19 protein-coding genes and 1 pseudogene are annotated in these 22,269 nt (G+C 54.7%); 18 read left to right on the forward strand and 2 right to left on the reverse strand.

From position 1 onward, the window contains the following. Nucleotides 1-31 precede the first annotated feature (31 nt). Nucleotides 32-1,705: a long-chain-fatty-acid--CoA ligase gene (locus ADICEAN_RS04585; RefSeq protein ID WP_009194362.1), complete on the reverse strand. Its 1,674-nt coding sequence runs from the start codon at nucleotides 1,703-1,705 to the stop codon at nucleotides 32-34. 432 nt (nucleotides 1,706-2,137) lie between these two features. On the opposite strand from ADICEAN_RS04585, the gene ADICEAN_RS04590 reads away from it, so the two are divergent. From ADICEAN_RS04590 to ADICEAN_RS04625, 8 genes and pseudogenes are all read left to right on the forward strand, one after another. Beyond that, nucleotides 2,138-2,614 carry an Lrp/AsnC family transcriptional regulator gene (locus ADICEAN_RS04590; protein ID WP_009194363.1) on the forward strand — a complete coding sequence of 159 codons (477 nt, stop codon included), beginning with the start codon at nucleotides 2,138-2,140 and terminating at the stop codon, nucleotides 2,612-2,614. Between the two features lie 191 nt (nucleotides 2,615-2,805). After that, nucleotides 2,806-4,251: a Fe-S cluster assembly protein SufB gene (gene sufB / locus ADICEAN_RS04595; protein ID WP_009194364.1), complete on the forward strand. Its 1,446-nt coding sequence runs from the start codon at nucleotides 2,806-2,808 to the stop codon at nucleotides 4,249-4,251. Between the two features lie 189 nt (nucleotides 4,252-4,440). Continuing rightward, nucleotides 4,441-5,199: a Fe-S cluster assembly ATPase SufC gene (gene sufC, locus ADICEAN_RS04600; RefSeq protein WP_040396232.1), complete on the forward strand. Its 759-nt coding sequence runs from the start codon at nucleotides 4,441-4,443 to the stop codon at nucleotides 5,197-5,199. Nucleotides 5,200-5,244: 45 nt separating this feature from the next. Then, on the forward strand, nucleotides 5,245-6,549 hold the full coding sequence (gene sufD / locus ADICEAN_RS04605) for a Fe-S cluster assembly protein SufD (RefSeq protein ID WP_009194366.1): 1,305 nt from the start codon (nucleotides 5,245-5,247) through the stop codon (nucleotides 6,547-6,549). Beyond that, nucleotides 6,546-7,790, forward strand: a pseudogene (locus ADICEAN_RS04610) (SufS family cysteine desulfurase). Before sufD ends, ADICEAN_RS04610 begins: the two are co-directional and overlap by 4 nt. A 5-nt stretch (nucleotides 7,791-7,795) precedes the next feature. Further along, on the forward strand, nucleotides 7,796-8,239 hold the full coding sequence (locus tag ADICEAN_RS04615; protein WP_009194369.1) for a SufE family protein: 444 nt from the start codon (nucleotides 7,796-7,798) through the stop codon (nucleotides 8,237-8,239). A gap of 4 nt (nucleotides 8,240-8,243) precedes the next feature. Continuing rightward, nucleotides 8,244-8,612: a DUF59 domain-containing protein gene (locus ADICEAN_RS04620; RefSeq protein ID WP_009194370.1), complete on the forward strand. Its 369-nt coding sequence runs from the start codon at nucleotides 8,244-8,246 to the stop codon at nucleotides 8,610-8,612. 107 nt (nucleotides 8,613-8,719) lie between these two features. Next, nucleotides 8,720-9,136: a BrxA/BrxB family bacilliredoxin gene (locus ADICEAN_RS04625; RefSeq protein WP_009194371.1), complete on the forward strand. Its 417-nt coding sequence runs from the start codon at nucleotides 8,720-8,722 to the stop codon at nucleotides 9,134-9,136. A gap of 91 nt (nucleotides 9,137-9,227) precedes the next feature. Here the strand turns inward: ADICEAN_RS04625 and ADICEAN_RS04630 are convergent, their stop codons facing one another. Beyond that, nucleotides 9,228-9,575, reverse strand: a complete 348-nt coding sequence (locus tag ADICEAN_RS04630; RefSeq protein WP_009194372.1) for a hypothetical protein — start codon at nucleotides 9,573-9,575, stop codon at nucleotides 9,228-9,230. A 312-nt stretch (nucleotides 9,576-9,887) separates the two neighbouring features. On the opposite strand from ADICEAN_RS04630, the gene ADICEAN_RS04635 reads away from it, so the two are divergent. The 10 genes from ADICEAN_RS04635 to ADICEAN_RS04680 all read left to right on the forward strand — a co-directional run. After that, on the forward strand, nucleotides 9,888-10,295 hold the full coding sequence (locus ADICEAN_RS04635) for a 6-pyruvoyl trahydropterin synthase family protein (RefSeq protein ID WP_009194373.1): 408 nt from the start codon (nucleotides 9,888-9,890) through the stop codon (nucleotides 10,293-10,295). Further along, nucleotides 10,258-10,947, forward strand: a complete 690-nt coding sequence (gene folE, locus ADICEAN_RS04640) for a GTP cyclohydrolase I FolE (protein WP_009194374.1) — start codon at nucleotides 10,258-10,260, stop codon at nucleotides 10,945-10,947. The genes ADICEAN_RS04635 and folE overlap by 38 nt, the downstream gene beginning before the upstream one ends. A gap of 183 nt (nucleotides 10,948-11,130) precedes the next feature. Continuing rightward, nucleotides 11,131-11,841: an SDR family NAD(P)-dependent oxidoreductase gene (locus ADICEAN_RS04645; RefSeq protein ID WP_009194375.1), complete on the forward strand. Its 711-nt coding sequence runs from the start codon at nucleotides 11,131-11,133 to the stop codon at nucleotides 11,839-11,841. A gap of 100 nt (nucleotides 11,842-11,941) precedes the next feature. Next, on the forward strand, nucleotides 11,942-12,382 hold the full coding sequence (locus ADICEAN_RS04650) for a hypothetical protein (RefSeq protein WP_009194376.1): 441 nt from the start codon (nucleotides 11,942-11,944) through the stop codon (nucleotides 12,380-12,382). A 3-nt stretch (nucleotides 12,383-12,385) separates the two neighbouring features. Further along, nucleotides 12,386-13,027, forward strand: a complete 642-nt coding sequence (locus ADICEAN_RS04655) for a flavin reductase family protein (RefSeq protein ID WP_009194377.1) — start codon at nucleotides 12,386-12,388, stop codon at nucleotides 13,025-13,027. A 13-nt stretch (nucleotides 13,028-13,040) separates the two neighbouring features. Continuing rightward, nucleotides 13,041-14,078, forward strand: a complete 1,038-nt coding sequence (locus ADICEAN_RS04660; protein ID WP_009194378.1) for a ligase-associated DNA damage response exonuclease — start codon at nucleotides 13,041-13,043, stop codon at nucleotides 14,076-14,078. 160 nt (nucleotides 14,079-14,238) lie between these two features. Beyond that, nucleotides 14,239-16,467: a sodium-translocating pyrophosphatase gene (locus ADICEAN_RS04665; RefSeq protein ID WP_009194379.1), complete on the forward strand. Its 2,229-nt coding sequence runs from the start codon at nucleotides 14,239-14,241 to the stop codon at nucleotides 16,465-16,467. A gap of 159 nt (nucleotides 16,468-16,626) precedes the next feature. After that, nucleotides 16,627-18,531 carry a GAF domain-containing protein gene (locus ADICEAN_RS20935; RefSeq protein WP_009194380.1) on the forward strand — a complete coding sequence of 635 codons (1,905 nt, stop codon included), beginning with the start codon at nucleotides 16,627-16,629 and terminating at the stop codon, nucleotides 18,529-18,531. Nucleotides 18,532-18,540: 9 nt separating this feature from the next. Further along, nucleotides 18,541-20,727, forward strand: a complete 2,187-nt coding sequence (locus ADICEAN_RS20940) for a GAF domain-containing protein (RefSeq protein WP_009194381.1) — start codon at nucleotides 18,541-18,543, stop codon at nucleotides 20,725-20,727. Nucleotides 20,728-20,827: 100 nt separating this feature from the next. Then, nucleotides 20,828-22,269, forward strand: a 1,442-nt coding sequence (locus ADICEAN_RS04680) for an ATP-dependent DNA ligase (protein WP_040396226.1), incomplete at its 3' end; no start/stop codon positions are given.

A 22,269-nucleotide genomic window follows, 5' to 3' on the forward strand; every position in this document is an offset into this window, starting at 1 on the left:
TGCTGGTTTCTAGAATTGACAAGGAGATGCACTAGGCGGTTTCTTCCCGCAGCATTCTGCGCAGGATTTTGCCCACGTTGGTCTTGGGCAGCTCATCCCGGAATTCTACAATGCGGGGCACCTTGTAATTGGTCAGGTTCTGCCGGCAGTGGGCAATTAGCTCCTCTTCGGTAAGGCTGTTATCTTTCTTCACCACACAGATCTTTACCGCCTCGGTGGTTTTGGCATCGGTTACCCCTATGGCCGCTACTTCCAGCACCTTGGGGTGCATGGCCACTACATCTTCAATTTCATTGGGGTATACATTAAAGCCCGATACCAGGATCATGTCTTTCTTACGGTCTACAATCTTAAAGAAACCGTCCTCGTCCAGTACGCCGATATCACCGGTTCTGAACCATTCTTTGTTCAGAAATACCTTCTCGGTTTCATCATCCCGCTGCCAGTAGCCTTTCATGACCTGCGGGCCTCGGGCACAGATCTCGCCAGCCTCGCCGATGCCCAGCTGATTGCCATCTTCATCAAAAATGGCCATTTCGGTATTGGGCATGGGCAGGCCTATAGTACCCTGCCGCTCGGTGCCATCCAGGGGGTTTACACTCAGTACCGGCGAGGTTTCGCTCAGGCCGTAGCCTTCTACCAGGGGTACGCCGGTAAGGGCTTTCCAGCGCTCGGCTACGGCCTTTTGCACGGCCATGCCGCCGCCTACCGCAATTTTGAGCTTGCTGAAATCCACTGAAGCAAAGGCTTCCTGGTTCAGCAGGCCATTGTAAAGGGTGTTCACCCCGGTGATCATGCTGATGGGCTCGCGCTTGAGGTCTTTGATAAAGGCCTTCATATCCCGTGGATTGGTAATGAGCAGGCATTTGGCGCCTATGTAGGCCATAAAGATGCCGTTTACCGCCAGGACAAAGATGTGGTAGAGCGGAATGGCCGTTACCATATACTCCTGCTTGCCTTTCTCCAGCAGGGGCTTAAACCACTCATTGATCTGCAGTGTATGGGCCACCATGTTGCGGTGGGTAAGCATGGCGCCTTTGGCTACGCCGGTAGTGCCGCCTGTGTATTGCAGAAAGGCCAGATCATCGGGCTGCAGCTTGGGAGGGGTAAAGGTCAGTTTGCTTCCCTCCTTCAGCACATCGGTAAACTGCAGGGCTGTAGGCAGGCTGTAGTCGGGCACCAGTTTTTTCACCTTCTTCACCACCAGATTCACTACCCAGCCCTTCAGCCCGCCAATCATGTCGCCCAGGCCGGTAACCATTACGTGCTTGATCTTGGTTTCGGGCAGCACCTGCTGCAGGTTGTGGGCAAACATATTGATCACCAGTATGGCCGTAACGCCGGCATCATTGAACTGGTGCTTCATTTCACGGGGTGTATACAAGGGGTTGGTGTTCACTACCGTAAGGCCGGCCCGCAGTGCACCAAATAGGGCAATGGGGTATTGCAGGCAGTTCGGCATCTGTATGGCCAGCCGATCACCTTTTTTAAGCCCCAGTTTTTGCTGCAGATAAGCCGCAAACGCCCTGGACAGCTGATCTACCTCCCGAAAGGTAAGGGATTTGCCCATGCTGATATAGGCAACACGGTCCGGAAACTGCCGGAAGGCTTCTTCCAGCATGCTGGGCAGATCAGGAACATGATCGAATTTAACAGTATGCTGTATCCCTTGAGGATAATGCTTGAACCAGGGAAAGTCGGCCATAGGTATTTGAAAATTTTTCGGTTACTCCGTAAAAATAAGGTTTCAATCGTTTTCACCTAAAAAATACTCAAAATCTTTTGCCTTTCCCGCACAGCGCCGGATTTTATGCGCTCAGCGCCAGCAACATAAAAAAGTCTGCTCCAAAAGAAGCAGACTTTCCGTTAACCATTAAACCAACTTTTTACCAAAAAAGGAGAAAAAGACCATTACCGCTGCCGGACCTCGCCACCTGGTTTCAGGCAGTTTTGCCAGAACCCTTACACGCAACGAAACCGAGCCCGGGGCTTTCAGGCTTCCTGGTGCTTTATTCGGTTTCAAAGCTAATGAATGAACTCATTTTATAAAAATGTGTTAACTATGCCCCAAAAAGTTTAGAGACTATTTACTATTGCACTATATTTGTTACAAGAAACGCAAAATAGCGCCTTGGTCATGTCAAAGAATTATGAAATTGATACCATTGATCTAAAGATCCTTGCCCTGCTGTCGGAGGATGCCAAGATTCCCTATACCGAGATCGCCAAAAAGGTATTTGTATCGGGCGGCACTGTGCACGTGCGCATGCGTAAGCTTGAAGAAATGGGCGTGGTACAGGGGGCTACCCTTAAGATCGACTACAGCAAACTGGGCTACGACATTACCGCCTTTCTGGGCATTTTTCTGGAGAAAAGCTCTTACTATGAGCGGGTGGCCAGCGAACTGGAAAAAATACCCGAAGTAGTAAGCCTGCACTATACCACCGGCCCCTATAGCATGTACTGCCGCATCTATTGCAAAGACACTACCCACCTGCGGCAGGTGCTGCATGACAAGATCCAGAAGATCGATGGTGTGGAGAGAACCGAAAGCATTATCTCCCTGGAAGAGCGGGTGCAACGCACCATTCGGCTGGATGAACTGATGGAATAAGGGCTGTTGAACTATTTACAGAAGGGTTCTGCAGTGCCCTCCACAAGAAGGGCAAATATCCCCCTTTGAATTTGCTGAGCCTCAATTATTTGCCTTGCCAAGGGGAAATAAAAGGGCCCGGGGGAACATAAAATTGGGATTTCTGTTATACATTTGTAACTAATTTAGAATAATTCCAAACAACACCATCCATGGCAAAAGATACCGAAATTCTGGAGTCAATCACCAGTTCGGAATACAAGTGGGGTTGGGAAACCAAGATCGAAAACGACTCGGCTCCCAAGGGGCTGAACGAAGATATTATCCGCTTTATTTCAGCCAAAAAAGAGGAGCCCGAGTGGCTGCTGGAGTGGCGCCTGAAGGCCTACCACCAGTGGCTGAGCATGAAGGAACCCAAATGGCCGAATGTGCAGTATCCTGAAGTAGATTTTCAGGACATTATTTATTACTCTGCCCCCAAGAAAAAGCCTACAGCCAAAAGCCTGGATGAGGTAGATCCCGAGCTGCTCGATACCTTCAAGCGCCTGGGCATTTCCCTGGAGGAGCAAAAGCGCCTGACCGGTGTGGCGGTAGATGCGGTGATCGATTCGGTTTCCGTAGCCACCACGTTTAAGGCCAAACTGGGCGAGCTGGGCATCATTTTCATGAGCTTCAGCGAGGCGGTAAAGGAGCATCCCGAGCTGGTGCGCAAGTACCTGGGATCTGTAGTGCCGGTTACCGACAACTACTACGCCGCCCTTAACTCGGCGGTCTTTACCGACGGCTCATTCTGCTATATTCCCAAGGGGGTACGCTGCCCCATGGAGCTGAGCACCTACTTCCGCATCAATGCGGCCAATACCGGCCAGTTTGAGCGTACCCTCATTGTAGCCGACGAAGGCAGCTACGTAAGTTACCTGGAAGGCTGTACCGCCCCCCAACGGGACGAAAACCAGTTGCATGCTGCCGTGGTGGAGATCTATGCCGCCAAAAAGGCCGAGGTAAAATATTCCACCGTACAGAACTGGTACCCCGGCGACAAGCAGGGCAAAGGAGGGATCTACAACTTTGTGACCAAGCGCGGCATCTGCGCCGGTGATTATGCCAAGATCAGCTGGACCCAGGTAGAGACCGGCTCGGCCATTACCTGGAAATACCCCAGCTGTATCCTCAAAGGCGATTATTCGGTAGGCGAGTTCTACTCGGTAGCGGTGACCAACAACTACCAGCAGGCCGATACCGGCACCAAGATGATCCACATCGGCAAGCATACCAAGAGCCGCATTGTGAGCAAGGGCATCTCGGCCGGCCGCAGCCAGAACAGCTACCGCGGGCTGGTGCAGATCATGAAGCGGGCCGAAGGCGCCCGCAACTTCAGCCAGTGCGATTCGCTGCTGATGGGCGATAAATGTGGCGCCCACACCTTCCCTTATATAGAGGTAGAAAACCCCACGGCCAAGGTTGAGCATGAGGCCACCACCTCCAAGATTGGCGAAGACCAGATCTTCTACTGCAACCAGCGGGGGATAGATACCGAAGATGCCGTAGCCCTGATCGTAAACGGCTATGCCAAAGAAGTACTGAAACAGCTACCCATGGAGTTTGCCGTGGAGGCCCAAAAACTACTGGCGCTTACCCTTGAGGGGAGCGTTGGCTAGCACGTTCAAATGCCTTACACGGAACCATGCATGCTACCTGTATGCATGGTTCCTGTTTTTATAGCCCGGGAGATTTTACTGAAAGCAAATAGAATTTTGCGTTTTGCGCCTCCCGGACCCGGAACCGACAAAACCTGAATCAACCAGCGAATAAGCTGCTTTATAACGCACAGATACCCAAAGAATATGCTGCTGACCATAAACAACCTACAGGCCTCAATTGATGGAATGGACATCCTCAAAGGCATAAACCTGAATGTGAATGCCGGCGAAGTGCATGCCATCATGGGCCCCAACGGAAGCGGTAAAAGTACCCTGGCCTCTGTACTGGCCGGCCGGGAAGAGTATGAAGTAACCGGCGGAGAGGTGCTCTTCAATGGCAAAGACCTGCTGGAGCTGGCGCCCGAAGAGCGCGCCCGCGAGGGCCTGTTCCTGGCCTTTCAGTACCCGGTAGAAATTCCCGGAGTAAGCACCACCAATTTTTTGAAAACAGCGGTAAACCAGGTGCGGGAGCACCGCGGGCTGGAGCCGCTGGATGCCGTATCCTTTCTGCGCCTGATGAAGGAAAAAATGCAACTGGTAGAAATGAGCCAGGCCCTGCTGAACCGCTCCCTGAACGAGGGGTTCTCTGGTGGAGAGAAAAAGCGCAACGAGATCTTTCAGATGGCCATGCTGGAGCCCCAGCTTGCCATTCTGGACGAGACCGACTCCGGCCTGGACATTGATGCTCTGCGCATTGTGGCCAGTGGGGTAAACAAGCTCAAAGGCAAAGACAATGCGGTGATTGTGGTAACCCACTACCAGCGCCTGCTGGACTACATTGTACCGGATTTTGTGCATGTGCTCTACAAGGGCCGCATCGTAAAATCGGGCACCAAGGAACTGGCCATGGAGCTGGAAGAAAAAGGCTACGACTGGATCAAAGCCGAGGTGGAAGCCGGCGCCTAAACTGCGCCCCTCCCCTTCTGTTTGTTTCCATTACCATGATTTCCCATGAACCAGCATACTGCTACTACCTATACCCAAACCATTCAACAGGCCCATGCGGCTGCCAGCGGCTCGGCCAATCCCAGCCTTCGGCAGATCCGGGAGCGCGGCATACAGGCCTTTGGCAACCTGGGCCTGCCCCATCCCAAGCATGAGGAGTACCGCTATACCCCCATTGTAAAGACCCTGGAGCGGGAGTTTGCCGAAGGCTTTAGCCCGGCGCCCATTACCCTTAGCCCCGATGAGGCCAGGCAATTTTACTTTGAAGGCCTGCAGGCCAACCGTCTGGTGTTCATCAACGGGCACTTTAGCCCCGAGGCCTCCCAAATTCTGAGCCCGGAGGGCGAAATTCGGGTGCGCCCGCTGTCGGAGGTGAGCGAGCAGCTGCAAAGCAGCGTTTCTGAGCCTGAAAAAGACGGCTTTGTAGCGCTTAATACCGCCTATGCGGAAGAAGGCGCCCTGATTGAGATACCGGCCAAGGCTGAAGTAAGCCTGCCCGTAGTGTTGCACTTTCTGTCCGACAGCCGCCAGGGCAAAACGGCCGCCATGCCCCGTAACTTTATTCGCCTGGGCCGGCATGCCAAAGCCAGTGTGGTAGAGGTGTACAACACCATTGGGGAAAGTACCAGCTTTCTGAATGCCCTTACCGAAGTAGATCTGGCCGATGGTGCCCAGCTGGATTATTTTAAGATTCAGACCGAAGGCGATCATGCCCTGCAGGTAAACACCACCGAGGTGCAGCAGGCCTCTAACAGCCGTTTTAGTGCTACCACCCTTACACTAGGCGGGCGGGTTGTGCGCAACAACCTTACCATTGCCCAGAACGGGTCAAACTGCCATAGCGATATGTATGGCCTCTACATGCTGCACGGCAAGCAGCATGTGGACAACCATACGCTCATCGACCACCGCCAGCCCAATAGCACCAGTAACGAGCTCTATAAGGGCATTATGGATGATACCTCCACCGGGGTATTCAATGGCAAAATCTGGGTACAACAGGCTGCCCAAAAAACTAATGCCTTCCAGAGCAACAAGAACATATTGCTCACCAATGGTGCAACTATCTACACCAAGCCTCAGTTAGAGATTTGGGCCGATGATGTAAAATGTTCGCATGGCTGTACCACCGGCCAGCTGGACGATGAGCAGGTGTTTTACCTGCGCTCCAGAGGCATTGAGGCTTCGGCCGCCAGAGCCCTGCTGCTGTATGCCTTTGCGGCCGATATCATCGAACACATCACCATAGAGCAGCTCAAAGAGCACTTCCTGGCCCTGATCAATGATAAGCTAGAAACCCGATTCGTATGAAACCAGAAGCCGCAACCGTAGCTCCTTTAGATATAGCCCATATCCGGTCCCAGTTTCCGGTACTGCACCAGCTGGTGAACAAACACCCCCTGGTGTACCTGGACAATGCTGCCACCACCCAAAAACCACAGGTAGTACTGGATGCCCTTACGGCCTACTATACCGGCTATAACTCCAACATTCACCGGGGCGTGCATACCCTGGCCGAACGGGCTACCACGGCTTTTGAAGAAACCCGCAAAACGGCGCAGCGCTTCCTTAATGCTGCTGAGCCTGAGGAGGTCATCTTTACCAAGGGCTGTACCGATGGCATCAACCTGGTAGCCAGCAGCTTTGGCCGCAGCCACATCCAGCCCGGTGATGAGATCCTGATCAGCGGCATGGAGCATCACAGCAACATTGTGCCCTGGCAGATGCTCTGTCAGGAACGGGGTGCTACACTGCGCGTGGTACCCATCAGCGATGCCGGCGAGATGCAGATGGAGGCCTTTGACCGGCTCCTGACGGATAAAACCAAACTGGTGTCGGTAGTTCATGCGTCCAATGCGCTGGGCACTATCAACCCGGTGGAAGAAATTATCCGGAAAGCCCATGCCGTAGGGGCGGTGGTGCTGCTGGATGGCGCCCAGGCAGTCTCCCACCTGGAGGTGGATGTGCAGGCGCTGGATGTGGACTTTTATGTAATGTCGGGCCACAAGGTATACGGACCCACCGGCACCGGCCTGTTGTACGGTAAGCGGCGCCTGCTGGAGGCCATGCCCCCCTACCAGGGCGGTGGTGAAATGATCAGGGAGGTAAGTTTTGAGGGCACTACCTACAACGACATCCCCTTTAAATTTGAGGCCGGCACCCCCAACATCAGCGATATTGTAGCCCTGCGCTATGCCCTGGAATGGGTAGAGCAGCTGGGCAAAACGGCTATTGCCGCTCATGAGCAGCAACTGCTGCAGCGGGCCAATACACTACTGCAGGAAGTGCCCGGCCTGCGCCTGGTGGGCACGGCTGCCCACAATGTAAGCGTGGTATCTTTTGTGATCGATGGGGGTACATCCCTTTGATGCCGGCATGATGCTGGATGCCCGCGGCATAGCGTACGCACTGGCCACCACTGCACACAGCCCCTGATGAAACGGCTGGGCCTGGAAGGAACCGCCCGCGCCTCTTTTGCTGTTTACAATACACTGGAGGAGGTAGACCTGCTGGCCGAAGGCCTGCACTACATCGCCAAACGGATGCGCTAAGAAGCATGGAAAAAGCCCCTATCAACAGCATACAGGACGAGATCATTGACGAGTTCAGCCTCTTTGAGGATGACCGCAACGGCAAGCTGGAATACCTCATTGACCTGGGCGAAAAACTGCCCGAGCTGGAGGACGCCCATAAGCTGGACGAGAACCTGATCAAGGGCTGCCAGAGCAAGGTGTGGCTGGTTTCCGAGCCTAAGGGCGAGCGCCTCTACTACCGGGCCGATAGCAATACGGCCATCACTAAGGGCCTGATTGCCCTGCTGATCCGGGTACTGTCCGGCCAGAAGATCGGCGACATTGCCCGGGCCGATCTCTATTTTATCCGGGACATTGGCATGAATACCTTTATTGGCAGCCAGCGTTCCAATGGGTTTGCCAACATGATCAACCAAATGAAACTGGAGGCGGCCCTGGCCTACCGGGCTCTTGAAAACAAGGAGTAATGCCATGAGCGAAGAACTAAAGAATACAGCCGAAAGTAGCAACCCCACACCCCCGGAGGGCCAGCCTGCAGACAGCATGCGGGATAAGGTGCTCAATGCCATTAAATCGGTATACGACCCCGAAATTCCGGTAGATGTTTACGAACTGGGCCTGATCTACGAGATCAACATCTACCCTGTCAACAATGTCTATGTGCTGATGACCCTGACCTCGCCGGCCTGCCCCAGCGCCGAGCAGATCCCGGGTGAAGTGGAGCAAAAGCTGAAAGCCATCGAAGGGATCAACGATGTGCAGGTAGAACTAACCTTTGACCCTCCCTACAGCCAGGACATGATGTCCGAAGCCGCCAAGCTTGAACTTGGATTTTTGTAAATGGGTGTGGGGTATGGGGTATGGGGTAGAATACTGTTACCTAAACCTCGTACCTCATACCCCATACCCATACCCCATACCAAATAAACCATACAACCCTCAAAAATATGTACCCCGAACAATTAGTTGCCCCCATGCGCACCGACCTTACCCAGGTTGGCTTTAGCGAATTGCGCAGCGCTCAGGAAGTAGAAGAGCTTCTGGAAAAAGAAGAAGGCACCACCCTGCTGGTCGTGAATTCTGTTTGTGGTTGTGCCGCTGGTGCTGCCCGCCCCGGTGTTAAAAAAGCAGTTGCCCTCAGCGACAAAAAGCCGGCTAACCTGGTAACCGTATTTGCCGGAGTAGACAAAGAAGCTACGGCCAAGGCCCGGGAATATACCCTTCCCTATCCCCCATCATCTCCTTCTATCGCCCTGTTTAAAGATGGCGAGCTGGTGCACTTTATTGAGCGCCACCATATCGAAGGCCGCAATGCCGACATGATTGCCCAGCACCTGGTGCAGGTGTTTGAGGAATACTGTTAAGCAGCTGAAATACATCAAAAAAAGGGTAAGCCAGTAGCTTACCCTTTTGTCTATATAGATATGTATGAAGAGACGGTGACGTGTATCCGGACTATTCCTCGTTCAGCATGTAGTAATGGTGCGTATCCAGGCTTAAAAAACGGGTGCTTTTGCGCAGCAGGTCCCGCAGTTTTTTATTCTCTTTCAATTCTTTGCTGGTAAAGGCACCGTCCACCAGGGGCTGGTCATTCTGATCGTAAATGTGGATGTACACCTTTTCCTGAAACCAGAAGGGGGCTTCCAGATCGGGAGCGGCTTCCTCTTCTAGCTCAGTGGCTACCATCAGGCTGGCTTTGGTGGTTTTGAGGCTGTCGGTGCAGCAGCTGTCCTGTGAGGCGTCGCTGGCAGAAGGAGCGAAAAAGAGGGCGGAAAAAAGTAGGGGTAGGATGAGGGTTTTCATGGCTATAAAAAATTAAGGGGTGTTGTAAATGCGTTAATTACGTTTTTGGCGTCATGCTTTTTTTAGGTGTCTTTAGTATATAGATGCGCAAAAGGCCCAAAAAATTACAGACAAGTACCACTATTTTTCCAGCATTTGATGAGTGGCAAAAGCAGATGGCTAACCGGCAAAAATTTCGTCTGATGGCAAGGGCGTAACGCGGTGGCTTCGCCAAAAAAAGGCATTGAACTTATTTTTCCTTAATTTTGCTTTTGAGTAGGTGAATCCGCCTATCTTTGTTTAACTTTATCCCATCCTCACTAAACACACAGCATGAAAGCGGCTATTATTCGTAAAGAGCATTTTAATGCCGCCCACCGTCTGGCAAATCTGGAATGGTCGGATGAGCGGAACCGGGAGGTTTTTGGTAAATGCAGCAACCCGAATTACCACGGCCACAATTACGAACTGCTGGTGCGGCTGGTAGGCGAGATCAACCCCGCCACCGGCTATGTGTATGACATGAAAAAGTTAAGTGACCTGATCCAGGAACATGTGGTGCGCAAATTTGACCACCGCAACCTCAACCTGGATGTGGCAGAGTTTAAAGAACTAAACCCTACGGCAGAAAACATTGCCCTGGTGATCTGGAAAATTTTGCGAGATCATATTGAATCGCATTACGAGTTAAAGGTAACGCTCTATGAAACAGAAAGAAACATTGTTGAATATCCAGCCTGAGGGCAGCCTGCATATCCACGAAATGGGCGATGAGCATGTGGCCTCTTCTGCCGAGACGCCCCTGCGCCCCGATGCCTTTGAGCTGGATGATTCCCTGAAAGTAGAGCTGATCACCAGGCACTTTAAGGAGATCATGCACATCATGGGCCTGGACCTGACCGACGACAGCCTGGCGGGCACCCCCCAGCGGGTGGCCAAGATGTTTGTGCAGGAGATCTTCAGCGGCCTCAACCCAGCCAACAAGCCCGATGTGCGCCTCTTTGAGAATAAGTATCAGTACAACCAGATGCTGGTAGAAAAAGACATTACCTTCTACAGCAACTGCGAGCATCACTTTGTACCCATCATTGGCAAGGCGCACGTAGCCTACATCTCCAGTGGCAAGGTCATTGGCCTTTCCAAGATCAACCGGCTGGTGCAGTTCTTTGCCAAACGGCCGCAGGTGCAGGAGCGCCTTACGGTGCAGATTGCCCAGGAGCTTTCCCAGGCCCTGCAGACCGAAGATGTGGCCGTGGTGCTGGATGCTGCCCACCTCTGCGTAAGCATGCGGGGCATACAGGACGATAGCAGCCGCACCATCACCAGCCAGTTTTTAGGCAAATTCAGGGAAGAAGCCACCAAAGCCGAGTTCCTGAAATACATCGGCATGTAACTGTACCTACCCAAAGCTCACAGAGGACTCCTTTTCAGGGGTCCTCTTTTTTTTGCTGCAGGCCTATCGACGGAAGGAGGAGCTCACAGGTTTGTATATTCCAAGCAATTACTTTAGAAACAAAGGGCAATGAAATCGGAAATAACTGTATATTTGTTTATAGATTTATAAATAATATTACACATGATTTTTGAAGGCAAAACCATATTAGTCGTAGGAGCCAGCTCCGGGATCGGTCTGCGGCTGGCCCAACTACTGGCCGCCCAGGGTGCCAGCCTTTACACTGCCAGTCGCAGCAGGCCAGAGCTGTCTTACCCCTTTGAGCATATCCCTTTTGATGTACGCAGGGCAGAACAGTCCCTCTCCCCCCTGCCCGACCAGCTGCATGGCCTGGTATACTGTCCGGGAAGTATTTCCCTCAAGCCATTTGCCACCACCAGTCTGGAGACCTTCCGGGAAGAGCTGGAGCTGAACGTACTGGGAGCGGCCCGGGTACTGCAGGCCTGCCAGAAATCCCTCAAGGCAGCCCAGGGTGCCAGTGTAGTGCTTTTCTCCAGCATTGCCGCCCAAAAAGGTATGCCCTATCACACCACCGTGGGCATGGCCAAGGGGGCCGTAGAGGGCTTTGCCCGTTCTCTGGCCGCCGAGTGGAGCCGTGCCGCCATCCGGGTAAACTGCATTGCGCCTTCCCTGACCAATACTCCCCTGGCCAGCCGGCTGCTGAGCAGCGAGGAGAAACGCACGGCCTCCGACCAGCGCCACCCCCTGGGCCGCATTGGCCAGCCGGAAGATCCCGCACAGGCAGCTGCCTTCCTGCTCTCAGACAATAGCAGCTGGCTTACCGGGCAGGTACTGGGGGTGGATGGTGGTCTCTCCAGCCTTCAGCTTGTATAAAGATATCCTGGCTATACCTTACATGGGGTAGCAGATTGGTGATTAGGTGTTCACATTGTTTGACTGTATGTTTGAATTATTAAACAAACCAAAACCAACTATGATTGCTACCGCTCCACTCACCACCTTCACTACTGCTGAAACTACTCGACAGGCAGACATCCTTTTCAATGCCAGAACCAAAACAGCAGTGATCGTTACCAAAACTGAATACCTGCCCATGGATAAGTTCCGGGAGATCTTTGATTCCCTATCCGTACTCTTTGCGAAGCAGCCCATCAGTACGCTGATCTTTGACAAGCGCAGTCTGCGGGTATTTCACCAGCCTTCTATGGAATGGTATTATAAAGAATGGAAAACCGTGATGCTGGAAAAGTGGGGGCTGCGCAATCATTATAAATTGCTGCCGCAGGATAGCATGTTCCGCAAAAGTGTAGAGATTGGCCGCAGCAAGATCCTGTCTGATCTGCCCTCCAACTCTCCCCTGCTGCAGCTCAACATCCGGTATTTTGAAACCCTGGAAGACGCCCTTGACGCATAAGCCATGCACCATATCCTATCAGACGCGCTGCCAGGCATGGAGACGCGCTACCGCACCAACCTCATCAACAGCCTGAGCGGCTTTAAATCCCTCAATCTGGTAGGTACACACTCATCCACCAAGCAAACAAACCTGGCTGTTTTCAGCCAGGTTTTTCACATTGGGGCAGATCCTGCCCTGCTGGGGCTGCTAGTGCGCCCCCATACCGTACCCCGCCATACGCTGGAGAACATACAGGAAACGGGCGATTTTACACTCAACCACATCCGGGAAGAGTTCATGCTCCAGGCCCATCACACCAGTGCCCGCTGGGAGGAGTCGGAGTTTAGCGCCTGCCACCTCACCCCCTGGTACAGCGGGCATCTGAGCGCCCCTTATGTGGCCGAGGCCAATGTGCGCATTGGCCTGCGCCTGCAGGAAACCACGCCCCTTGCCTGCAACAATACGGTGCTGCTGATTGGCTCTGTTGAAGAGATCTGGCTGCCCACCGGCTGCCTGCTGGCCGATGGCTTTGTAGACCTGCAAAAAGCCGGTAGCCTTACCTGCTCCGGGCTTGACAGCTACCATAAAGTCTACAAAGGAATGCGGTTGAGCTATGCAAAACCCCATGCGCTTCCTAAAGTTCTAAACCAGAATCCCCTCTAGCCGTTATGCTTCTATGCATCACAAAAACCTGCTGGAGATCAACGACTGCGGCATCTACTGCCCGCAGGCCGATGTGTACATCGACCCCTGGAAACCGGTAAACAAAGCCCTTATCACCCACGCCCATGGCGATCATTCCCGCTGGGGCAATAAATTTTACCTGGCTCACCGGCAGTCAGAAGCCGTCATGCGCCTGCGCCTGGGGGCCGATATCAACCTGCAGACCGTAGCGTATGGGGAGCAGATCATCATTAATGGGGTCCGCATCAGCTACCACCCCGCCGGGCATATTACCGGCTCGGCTCAGATCCGGCTGGAGTATGGGGGCCAGGTATGGGTAGCCTCCGGCGATTACAAGACCGAGCAGGACAAGACCTGCACCCCCTTTGAGCCCGTACGCTGCCATACCTTTATTACAGAAAGTACCTTTGGCCTGCCCATCTACAGCTGGAGGCCCGAGGCCGAGATCTTTGCCGAGATGAATGCCTGGTGGCGCAGCAACCGGGAGCTGGGCTTTTCCACCCTGGTCTGCGGCTACTCCCTGGGCAAGGCCCAGCGCATCATTGCCAATGCCGATCCGGAGATTGGCCCCATTCTGCTGCATGGCGCCGTACACAATGTAACCGAAGCCCTGCGGCAGGATGGCCTGCAGCTCCCCCCTACCCGGCGTCTCACCAGCGACACTCCCAAGGAGCTGATCCGGGGCAGCCTGGTGGTAGCCCCCCCTTCCGCCCTCAATACCCCCTGGATGCGCAAGCTGCAGCCCGTACGTACCGCCATGGCATCGGGCTGGATGAACCTGCGCGGCGCCAAACGCCGCCGTGCTGTAGACAGAGGGTTTGTGCTCTCCGACCATGCCGACTGGCAGGGGCTTAACGAGGCCATCCGCCAGACCGGGGCCCAGCAGGTGCTGGTCACCCACGGCTACACGGCCGCCTTCAGCCGCTGGCTGCAAAGCCAGGGCTATGATGCCCGTGAGGTACAAACACTCTATACCGGCGAGTTAGGCGAGCTGCAGGAAGTGGATGAAGGGGCTAGCGAGGCCGAATAAGGAACACAATGCCCAGGGGCTAGCCTCCTGAGGCTTAGCCCCTTCACTCTTCCTATCAAAACCTATAGCCAAATAGCTGAATGAAAAAGGGCAATAAATTTCAATTAATCGGGAAGCCGTTTATCTTTGCGGGGCTAAATTTATAACCAAATCCTACTATATGAATAACGTCGTCTACGTAGTTCCCTTTTTAGGGATTATAGGACTGATCGTCATGGCCGTTAAGTCGAGCTGGGTGAGCAAGCAGGATGCCGGGGATGCGAACATGCGCGAACTGGCCGGCTACATTGCCCGCGGCGCCATGGCATTCCTGAGAGCCGAATGGAAAGTGCTCTTCTACTTTGCGGTGATCGCCGCCATTTTGCTGGCCTGGTCAGGCACGCTGGTAGAAAATTCCAGCCCTGTGATTGCCATTTCCTTCCTGATCGGCGCGGTGCTGTCTGCCTTTGCCGGCTATCTGGGCATGAACATTGCCACCAAGGCCAATGTACGCACCACGCAGGCGGCGCGTACCAGCTTAAAGCATGCGCTAAACGTTAGCTTTACCGGCGGTACGGTAATGGGTCTGGGCGTTGCCGGCCTGGCCGTACTGGGCATGGGTAGCCTGTTTATCCTGTTCTACAACATGTATGTAGGCGCTACCGGAAATGTAAACGGCCTGGAAATGGAGAAAGCGCTGGAAGTGCTGGCCGGTTTCTCACTGGGTGCCGAAAGCATTGCCCTGTTTGCCCGGGTAGGCGGGGGTATCTACACCAAGGCGGCCGACGTAGGGGCCGACCTGGTGGGTAAGGTAGAAGCCGGTATTCCGGAAGACGACGTACGCAATCCCGCTACCATTGCCGATAACGTAGGCGACAACGTAGGCGACGTAGCCGGCATGGGTGCCGACCTGTTTGGCTCCTATGTAGCCACCATTCTGGCCACCATGGTTCTGGGCCGCGAAATTGTATCGGCTGATGCCTTTGGTGGCATTGCGCCCATTTTACTGCCCATGCTCATTGCGGGCATCGGCTTGGTTTTCTCGATTGTAGGCACCCTCTTTGTGCGCATCAACAACGACCAGGGCAACGTACAGAATGCGCTGAACCTGGGCAACTGGTCTTCGATTGTGCTTACCGCTATTGCCTCCTACTTCCTGGTAATGTGGCTGCTGCCCGCCTCAATGGAGATCCGCGGCTTTGCTTTCTCTAACCTGGATGTGTTCTGGGCCATTGTGGTAGGTCTGATCGTAGGTGCCCTGATGAGCATCATCACCGAGTACTATACTGCCATAGGCAAACGTCCGGTAAGCTCCATTGTACAGCAGTCCAGCACCGGCCATGCCACCAACATCATTGGTGGTCTGTCGGTAGGCATGGAATCTACCGTACTGCCCATTCTGGTACTGGCAGCTGGTATCGTTATCTCCTATGCCTTTGCAGGCCTCTATGGGGTAGCCATTGCCGCTGCCGGCATGATGGCCACCACGGCCATGCAGCTGGCCATTGATGCCTTTGGCCCCATTGCCGACAATGCCGGTGGTATTGCCGAAATGAGCGGCCTGCCCGAAGAAGTGCGTGGCCGTACCGATATTCTGGATGCGGTGGGCAATACCACCGCCGCTACGGGTAAAGGCTTTGCCATTGCCTCGGCTGCCCTTACCGCCCTGGCGCTCTTTGCTGCCTTTGTGGGTATTTCCGGTATTGATTCCATTGATATCTACAAAGCCCCTGTGTTGGGTGCACTCTTTGTAGGCGCCATGATTCCCTTTATCTTCTCCTCCCTGTGTATTGCGGCTGTAGGCCGTGCTGCCATGGACATGGTGAATGAAGTGCGCCGCCAGTTCCGTGATATCCCCGGCATTATGGAATACAAGGCCAAGCCCGAGTATGAAAAATGCGTGGAGATCTCGACCAAAGCCTCCATCCGCGAAATGATCCTGCCCGGCGCCATTGCCCTGATCGTTCCTATTCTGGTTGGGTTTGGCTTCAAAGGAGTATTTGAAGATACCAGCTCGGCCGAGATCCTGGGTGGTCTGCTGGCCGGTGTAACCGTAAGCGGCGTACTGATGGGTATTTTCCAGAACAATGCCGGTGGCGCCTGGGACAATGCCAAAAAATCATTCGAAAAAGGGGTGATGATCAATGGGGTGATGGAGTACAAGGGCTCTGCCCCGCACAAAGCCTCTGTAACCGGTGATACCGTAGGTGACCCCTTCAAGGATACCTCTGGTCCGTCCATGAACATCCTCATCAAGCTTATGTCCATTGTGGCCCTGATCATAGCTCCGCACATTGCGGTGATCGATCATGAAGAGCGCATTGAGGAAGGCCTGGAAGGTGAGCCTAAAGTAGAAATGCTTGACGCTACCGCTCCAGAAGTGGCCGTAAATGTTGAAGTAGTGCAATAATCTTGCATCACACATAATTTGGGAGAAAAGGCTTCAGGAATGAAGCCTTTTTTCATTTTCTTACCTCTATCCAGCACCCTCCCCCAAAAGCCGCATTTTGCAGTCCATAGGGGGATTGATGATGCGTATGGACCTTCAATCAGAACAACAGCTAAGCAAATGGCGCAATCTGCTAGTCGTAGAGGTGTAAGGTATTACTTCAGAATTGAGTTTTCTACCCTGCAGGGCAAGATCACTTCCGGATTCTGCTTTTTAGGCGTATTTGCCGTGGTATTGATGGCCTCTGCCTACTGGGTGCTAAACCCAGCCCTGCAAAAGAGCCAGTATGTGGCCACTGTGCTACAGCCCAGCCAGTACCAGCTGCTGCAGCTTTCGGCCGGTAGTGAGCGGCTGGTAGCGCTGGCTTGGGAGCGGGTAAAGACCGATGAGCCCCTTAGCCTTTCGGAAGTTAAAGAAGCGGACCAGCTGTTGCAGGGCAGTCTTGATTCGCTCCAGGCACTAGCTGCCCACTGGCAGCTGGAAGAATCCCGGATGGACCTGAAAGTGGTAGCACTCAAGACCGGGGCCCTGCTCGGGAAGATCCATCAGCTGGCACGCACGCCCAATCCCCTGGAACAGCTGGCCATTCTGGAGCGGGAGGTAGCCTCTATCCGCGCCATCCAGACCAGCCAGATCACTAAACTACAGCAGCAGCACCTGGCAGAAGTACAGGCCGCCCAGACCCTGATCGATGCCCGGGAAGCCAACCTGATCTGGATCCTGCTGGGCTCCATGGCTTTTGCAGCGGTGATAGGCGCTACCCTGGGCACCATTATTGTCACCAGTGTGCTGCGGGAGATCCGCCGGCTCAAGCACAAGATCCTGGAGCTAAGCGAAGGCAAGCTCATCGCCCCCATCCCCCCCAGCCGCAATGAGCTTAATTCCATCAACAAAGCCGTAAATGAGCTGTCGGAAAACCTGCGGACCATTCAGGAATTTGCCCAGGAGGTTGGGCAGGGCAATTTCGATACCAACATTCAGGCCTTTGATGGCCGCAATGAACTTGGCCTGGCCCTGGCCGGCATGCGCGACAGCTTAAAAACGGTAGCGCTTGAAGAAAAACAGCGCAGCTGGATTGCCAGCGGACTGGCCCATTTTGCCACTATGCTGCGCAGCTCCTCCACCGATCTTACCCAATACTACCAACACCTCATCAGCGAACTGGTACGCTACCTGGGTGTGAATCAGGCAGCGCTCTATGTGGCCGAAGAGGATGAACTGGGCCGCCCCATGCTGCACCTGAAGGCCTGCTACGCCTGGGGAAGGCTCAAATGGGAGCAAAAAACCCTGGCACCCGGCCAGGGCATGGCCGGGCAGGTATTTCTGGAAAAAACACCCCTTTTCCTTAATACCATCCCCCAGAACTATCTGCAGATCAGTTCCGGCCTGGGCGATGCCACCCCCAACCACCTGGCCCTTGTACCCCTGCAGGTAAATGACACCTGTAATGGGGTGCTGGAGCTGGCCTCCTTCAAACCGCTGGCCCGGCACGAGCTTGAATTTCTGCTGAAACTCAGCGAGAACATCAGTGCGGCCCTGCAGCATGTGCACTCCGCCCAGACTACCGACCGCCTGCTGCAGGAGGCCCGGGAGATGGCCAGCGCCATGCAGATGCAGGAAGAAATGCTGCGCCAGAACAGCGAAGAGCTAATTGCCACTCAGGAAAAGCTGAGCCGCGACCTTAAAGAAGCCAGCCAGCTGCTGGAGGTGTATACCCACGCCCTGGGCCGGGGGCACCATCCCCAGTTCCTGCTCAGCAAAGAAGGCCAGGTACTCATGGCCAATGCAGAGGCCAGGGCGCTGCTGGAAGTGGCCATCACCGCCCAGCAGCACATCAGCAGCCTGCTGAAGCTGCCCGAGCTGGTAGAGCTGCTGCAGCGAGAAGGCAGCCAGCTGGCAGGCAGCAAGCCCTATACCCACCCCGAAAAGGGAATGTACGCGCTCCACCTGCAGCCTTTTGCCGTCCACGGAAGGGGCTACGCCATTCTGCAACTTGTTCACCAGACCTCGGCACTACCCGCATAACCTACCGGCATGAGCATTCTTACATCCACACAACGCTACCTCAGGCTCGACCAGCAAAGCATACAGGGCAAGTTCACCTCCATGCTGCTTTCCATTGCCGCTGTGGTAGGCATCCTGTTCCTGATCAATTTCTGGTATGTAGCCCAGCAACAGGAGCGCCAGCAGGAATTACTGCAGGTATGGCACCCCTCCGCTACGGCGCTGGAGAAAATTGCCATTCACCTGCAAGCCGGCAGCAGCCGGCAGGAACACTTTAGCTCCCAGCTTGGCCTGCTCAATAGCCTGGCCGACCGCTGGCAGAATGACCGCATGCTCATCTACCACGAGCAGCTGCTGGAACAAGTGGAAAACTACCTGCAAAAAGCTGAAGCCGGCGAGCAGGAAACCAATATACGGCTGCCCGAATGGGCCGGCACCCAAAAACTGCTCACCCGCATGCAGGCAGAGACCGGAGAACAGATCCGGGCGCATGAGCAGGCCAACCTGCGCTTCCTATCCCACCTCAAGCTGCTCTTTGGGCTGGAATATGCCCTGTTCTTCCTTATGGGCATGGCCATTGGGGTCTACATCATTACCTCCATCTTCAAAAAGATCAGGCTGGTGCGCAATTACATCTCGGATCTTTCTAAAGGCTATCTGGCCGACGGACTGGAGGTGCGCAACGATGAGTTTTACAACATCTCCCGCTCTATTCTGCAGCTGAGCGACAACCTGAAGGAGGTAACCCACTTTGCCGGCGAGGTAGGCCGGGGCAACCTGGATGCCTCCCTGAATGCCTTTGATGAAAAAGGCGAACTGGGCCGCTCCCTGTCCGAAATGCGGGACAGCCTGCGCCAGGTGGCCGACAAGGAGAAGAATGTACGCTGGTTCAATGAAGGAATTGCCACCTTTGCCGAAATTCTGCGCCGCCACAGCGGCCATGTGGATGAGCTCTGCGGAGCCACCGTTAGCGAGCTGGTGAAGTATACCGGTGCCCTGCAGGGAGCCGTATTCGTAACCAAAACCAGCCAGGGCACCACCGTGCTGCAGATGAGCGCCTGCTACGCCTACGACCGCCAGAAGTACCTGCACAAGGAAATACCGGTAGACAGTGGCCTTATTGGACAGGCCTTCCTGGAGAAAGCCCCCAAATACCTGCGGGAAATCCCCAAAAACTGGGAGAGCATTACCACCGGCCTGGGCCAGGGCTCCCCCGAAAGTATTCTGATGATTCCCCTGATGCACGGCGGACAAGCCGAGGGAGTACTGGAGCTGGCCAGCCTGCGCAGCTTTCAGGAACATGAGCTGGAATTCCTTAACAAAGTGACCGAAAGCCTGGCCGCTTCTATCTCTGCCGTACGCACCAGCCAGGAGACCCGCCGCCTGCTGCAGGAATCGCAGGGGGTAGCGGAAGAGCTGCGCTCACAGGAGGAGGAAATGCGTCAGAACATGGAAGAAATGCAGGCAACGCAGGAGGAAATGGCACGCGCCCAGCGGGAACTGGCCAATAAAGAGACCAACCTCAATGCCTTCATCAACAATACCACCGACTCCATCATCACCGTTACGCGCGACTACAAAGTAGGCCTGATCAACGATGTGCTAAAGGCCCGCTACAAGGGAAGCCAGTACGAGGGCATTGATACCGGCACCGACATCATGCCCACCCTGGGCGATGTGGCCGATGTCTGGAAAGCCTATTACGACCGGGCCTTTGCCGGAGAGCGCCTCAACTTCACCCTAAAAAGCAGTGTACGGGGCGAAGATTCCTGGCGGGAATATACCATCCACCCCATTACCGACAAGGAGGGGAATAACGTTGGCTGCTCGGTAATCTCCCGTGATATCACCGACAAAGTAAAACAGGAAGCCTCCATGGCCCAGAAAAGTGCCGTACTGGCCAAAGTAGTGGAGCTGAAAGCCGATGGCTACCTGGCGCTGGATACAGCCTATAAAGTAATCGTTACCACCAAGGGGGTAGATGAGCTGCTGCCCGAGCTGGAGACCCAGCCCAGGGAGCATGATCTGCTACTGAATCTCATGAGCGCCGACAGCCGCTCCCGCTGGAAAGAAGTATATGACATTGTACTCTCCGGCAAACCGGTAAACCTTAATACCAAAACCGCCCAGGAGGAAGATGTAAAACTTATGCTGCAGCCAATTCACAACGATCAAAAGGAGATCATCGCCCTGCTGATCGCTGCCAAAAAGGGCTGAGCTGCCCCCTGATCAAATGCTAAACAGAAGCCGGCCCCACCGCCGGCTTTTTTGCTGCCAAACAAAGGGTGCAGGGGGCAGGTTACCCAAAGAAAAAAAGTTGAAACGTTTTGCCCTTCTTTTTGCCCGGCTGGACCAGACCAACAAGACCAACGATAAGCTGGCCTTGCTGAAAGAGTACCTTCTGCAGGCACCCCCTACCGACATTCTCTGGGTTCTGGCCCTGTTTACCGGCAAGCGCCCCCGCCGCCCCGTATCTACCACCCTTATGCGCCAGTGGGCCGCCGAGGCGGCCAACCTGCCCCCCTGGCTCTTTGACGAAAGCTACCACGTAGTGGGCGACCTCTCCGAAACCATTGCCCTGCTGCTACCCCCACCCCTGCAGCAGCAGGAGCAACCCCTCACCTACTGGATCAACCTGCTGCAGCAACTGCACCCCCTGGCCGAAGAAGATAAGAAAGCGGCCATCCTGGAAGCCTGGGACATGCTGGACAGCAGCGAACGCTTTGTCTTCAACAAACTCATTTCAGGCACCTTTCGCATAGGCGTAAGCCAGCACCTGATGGTACGGGCCCTGGCCGAAACCATCGGGATGGACCCTGCTGTGGTGGCCCACCGCATTATGGGCCACTGGGATCCGGAGAACACCGATTTTGAGGCACTCTTCTCAGATGAAGCGCCGGAAGATGCCCTCAGCCGCCCCTATCCCTTTTACCTGGCCCATGCCCTGGAGGCCGACCCTCAAACGCTGGGAGCACCCCAGGAATGGCAGGCCGAGTGGAAATGGGACGGCATACGCTCCCAGCTGATCCGCCGCCAGGGGCATTTCTCCATCTGGTCCCGGGGCGAAGAGCTCATTACAGATACGTATCCCGAGTTGCTGCAGCTGGAGCACCACCTGCCTGCCGACTGTGTGATCGATGGGGAGCTGCTGCCCGTAAAAGACAATCAGGTAATGCCCTTTGCCGCCCTGCAAACCCGCATTGGCCGCAAATCGGCCTCCAAAAAACTGCTCGCCGAAGTGCCGGTGCGCATTCTGGCCTATGACCTGCTGGAGCTAGCGGGTGAAGACCTGCGCCCCCTGCCCCTGGAGGAGCGGCGGGCCAGGCTTGAGGTGCTTATTAAGCATACAGAACGTCCCGATCTGCTGGAACCTTCCCCCACCGTAGCCTTTACGGGCTGGGAGGCGCTGGCCGAGGCCCGCAGCCAGAGCCGTAGCCTGATGGCCGAGGGCCTGATGCTCAAAAAAAAGAGTGCGCCCTATGGGGTGGGCCGCAAGCGAGGCGGCTGGTGGAAGTGGAAGATCGACCCCCTGAGCATCGATGGGGTACTGGTCTACGCCCAGAAAGGCAGCGGTCGCAGGGCCGATCTCTACACCGATTACACCTTTGCCGTTTGGGATGAAGGGGGCCAGCTGGTGCCCTTTGCCAAGGCCTACTCCGGCCTAACCGATGCCGAAATGCGGCAGGTAGACCATTTTGTGAAGCGTAACACCCGGGAACGCTTTGGCCCGGTGCGAACGGTAAAGCCCGAGCTGGTCTT

The organism is Cesiribacter andamanensis AMV16, assembly GCF_000348925.1.
GTDB lineage: Bacteria > Bacteroidota > Bacteroidia > Cytophagales > Cyclobacteriaceae > Cesiribacter > Cesiribacter andamanensis.

What these genes read in the sequence shown, in the direction of transcription:
- ADICEAN_RS04650 (WP_009194376.1), top strand. Translation starts at nt 11,942, where the DNA reads ATGATTGCTACCGCTCCACTCACCACCTTCACTACTGCTGAAACTACT.
- ADICEAN_RS04590 (WP_009194363.1), top strand. Translation starts at nt 2,138, where the DNA reads ATGTCAAAGAATTATGAAATTGATACCATTGATCTAAAGATCCTTGCC.
- ADICEAN_RS20940 (WP_009194381.1), top strand. Translation starts at nt 18,541, where the DNA reads ATGAGCATTCTTACATCCACACAACGCTACCTCAGGCTCGACCAGCAA.
- ADICEAN_RS04635 (WP_009194373.1), top strand. Translation starts at nt 9,888, where the DNA reads ATGAAAGCGGCTATTATTCGTAAAGAGCATTTTAATGCCGCCCACCGT.
- ADICEAN_RS04660 (WP_009194378.1), top strand. Translation starts at nt 13,041, where the DNA reads ATGCATCACAAAAACCTGCTGGAGATCAACGACTGCGGCATCTACTGC.
- ADICEAN_RS04615 (WP_009194369.1), top strand. Translation starts at nt 7,796, where the DNA reads ATGGAAAAAGCCCCTATCAACAGCATACAGGACGAGATCATTGACGAG.
- sufB (WP_009194364.1), top strand. Translation starts at nt 2,806, where the DNA reads ATGGCAAAAGATACCGAAATTCTGGAGTCAATCACCAGTTCGGAATAC.
- ADICEAN_RS04625 (WP_009194371.1), top strand. Translation starts at nt 8,720, where the DNA reads ATGTACCCCGAACAATTAGTTGCCCCCATGCGCACCGACCTTACCCAG.
- ADICEAN_RS04585 (WP_009194362.1), bottom strand. Translation starts at nt 1,705, where the DNA reads ATGGCCGACTTTCCCTGGTTCAAGCATTATCCTCAAGGGATACAGCAT.
- ADICEAN_RS20935 (WP_009194380.1), top strand. Translation starts at nt 16,627, where the DNA reads ATGGCGCAATCTGCTAGTCGTAGAGGTGTAAGGTATTACTTCAGAATT.
- sufD (WP_009194366.1), top strand. Translation starts at nt 5,245, where the DNA reads ATGAACCAGCATACTGCTACTACCTATACCCAAACCATTCAACAGGCC.
- ADICEAN_RS04620 (WP_009194370.1), top strand. Translation starts at nt 8,244, where the DNA reads ATGAGCGAAGAACTAAAGAATACAGCCGAAAGTAGCAACCCCACACCC.
- ADICEAN_RS04630 (WP_009194372.1), bottom strand. Translation starts at nt 9,575, where the DNA reads ATGAAAACCCTCATCCTACCCCTACTTTTTTCCGCCCTCTTTTTCGCT.
- ADICEAN_RS04645 (WP_009194375.1), top strand. Translation starts at nt 11,131, where the DNA reads ATGATTTTTGAAGGCAAAACCATATTAGTCGTAGGAGCCAGCTCCGGG.
- ADICEAN_RS04655 (WP_009194377.1), top strand. Translation starts at nt 12,386, where the DNA reads ATGCACCATATCCTATCAGACGCGCTGCCAGGCATGGAGACGCGCTAC.
- ADICEAN_RS04665 (WP_009194379.1), top strand. Translation starts at nt 14,239, where the DNA reads ATGAATAACGTCGTCTACGTAGTTCCCTTTTTAGGGATTATAGGACTG.
- folE (WP_009194374.1), top strand. Translation starts at nt 10,258, where the DNA reads ATGAAACAGAAAGAAACATTGTTGAATATCCAGCCTGAGGGCAGCCTG.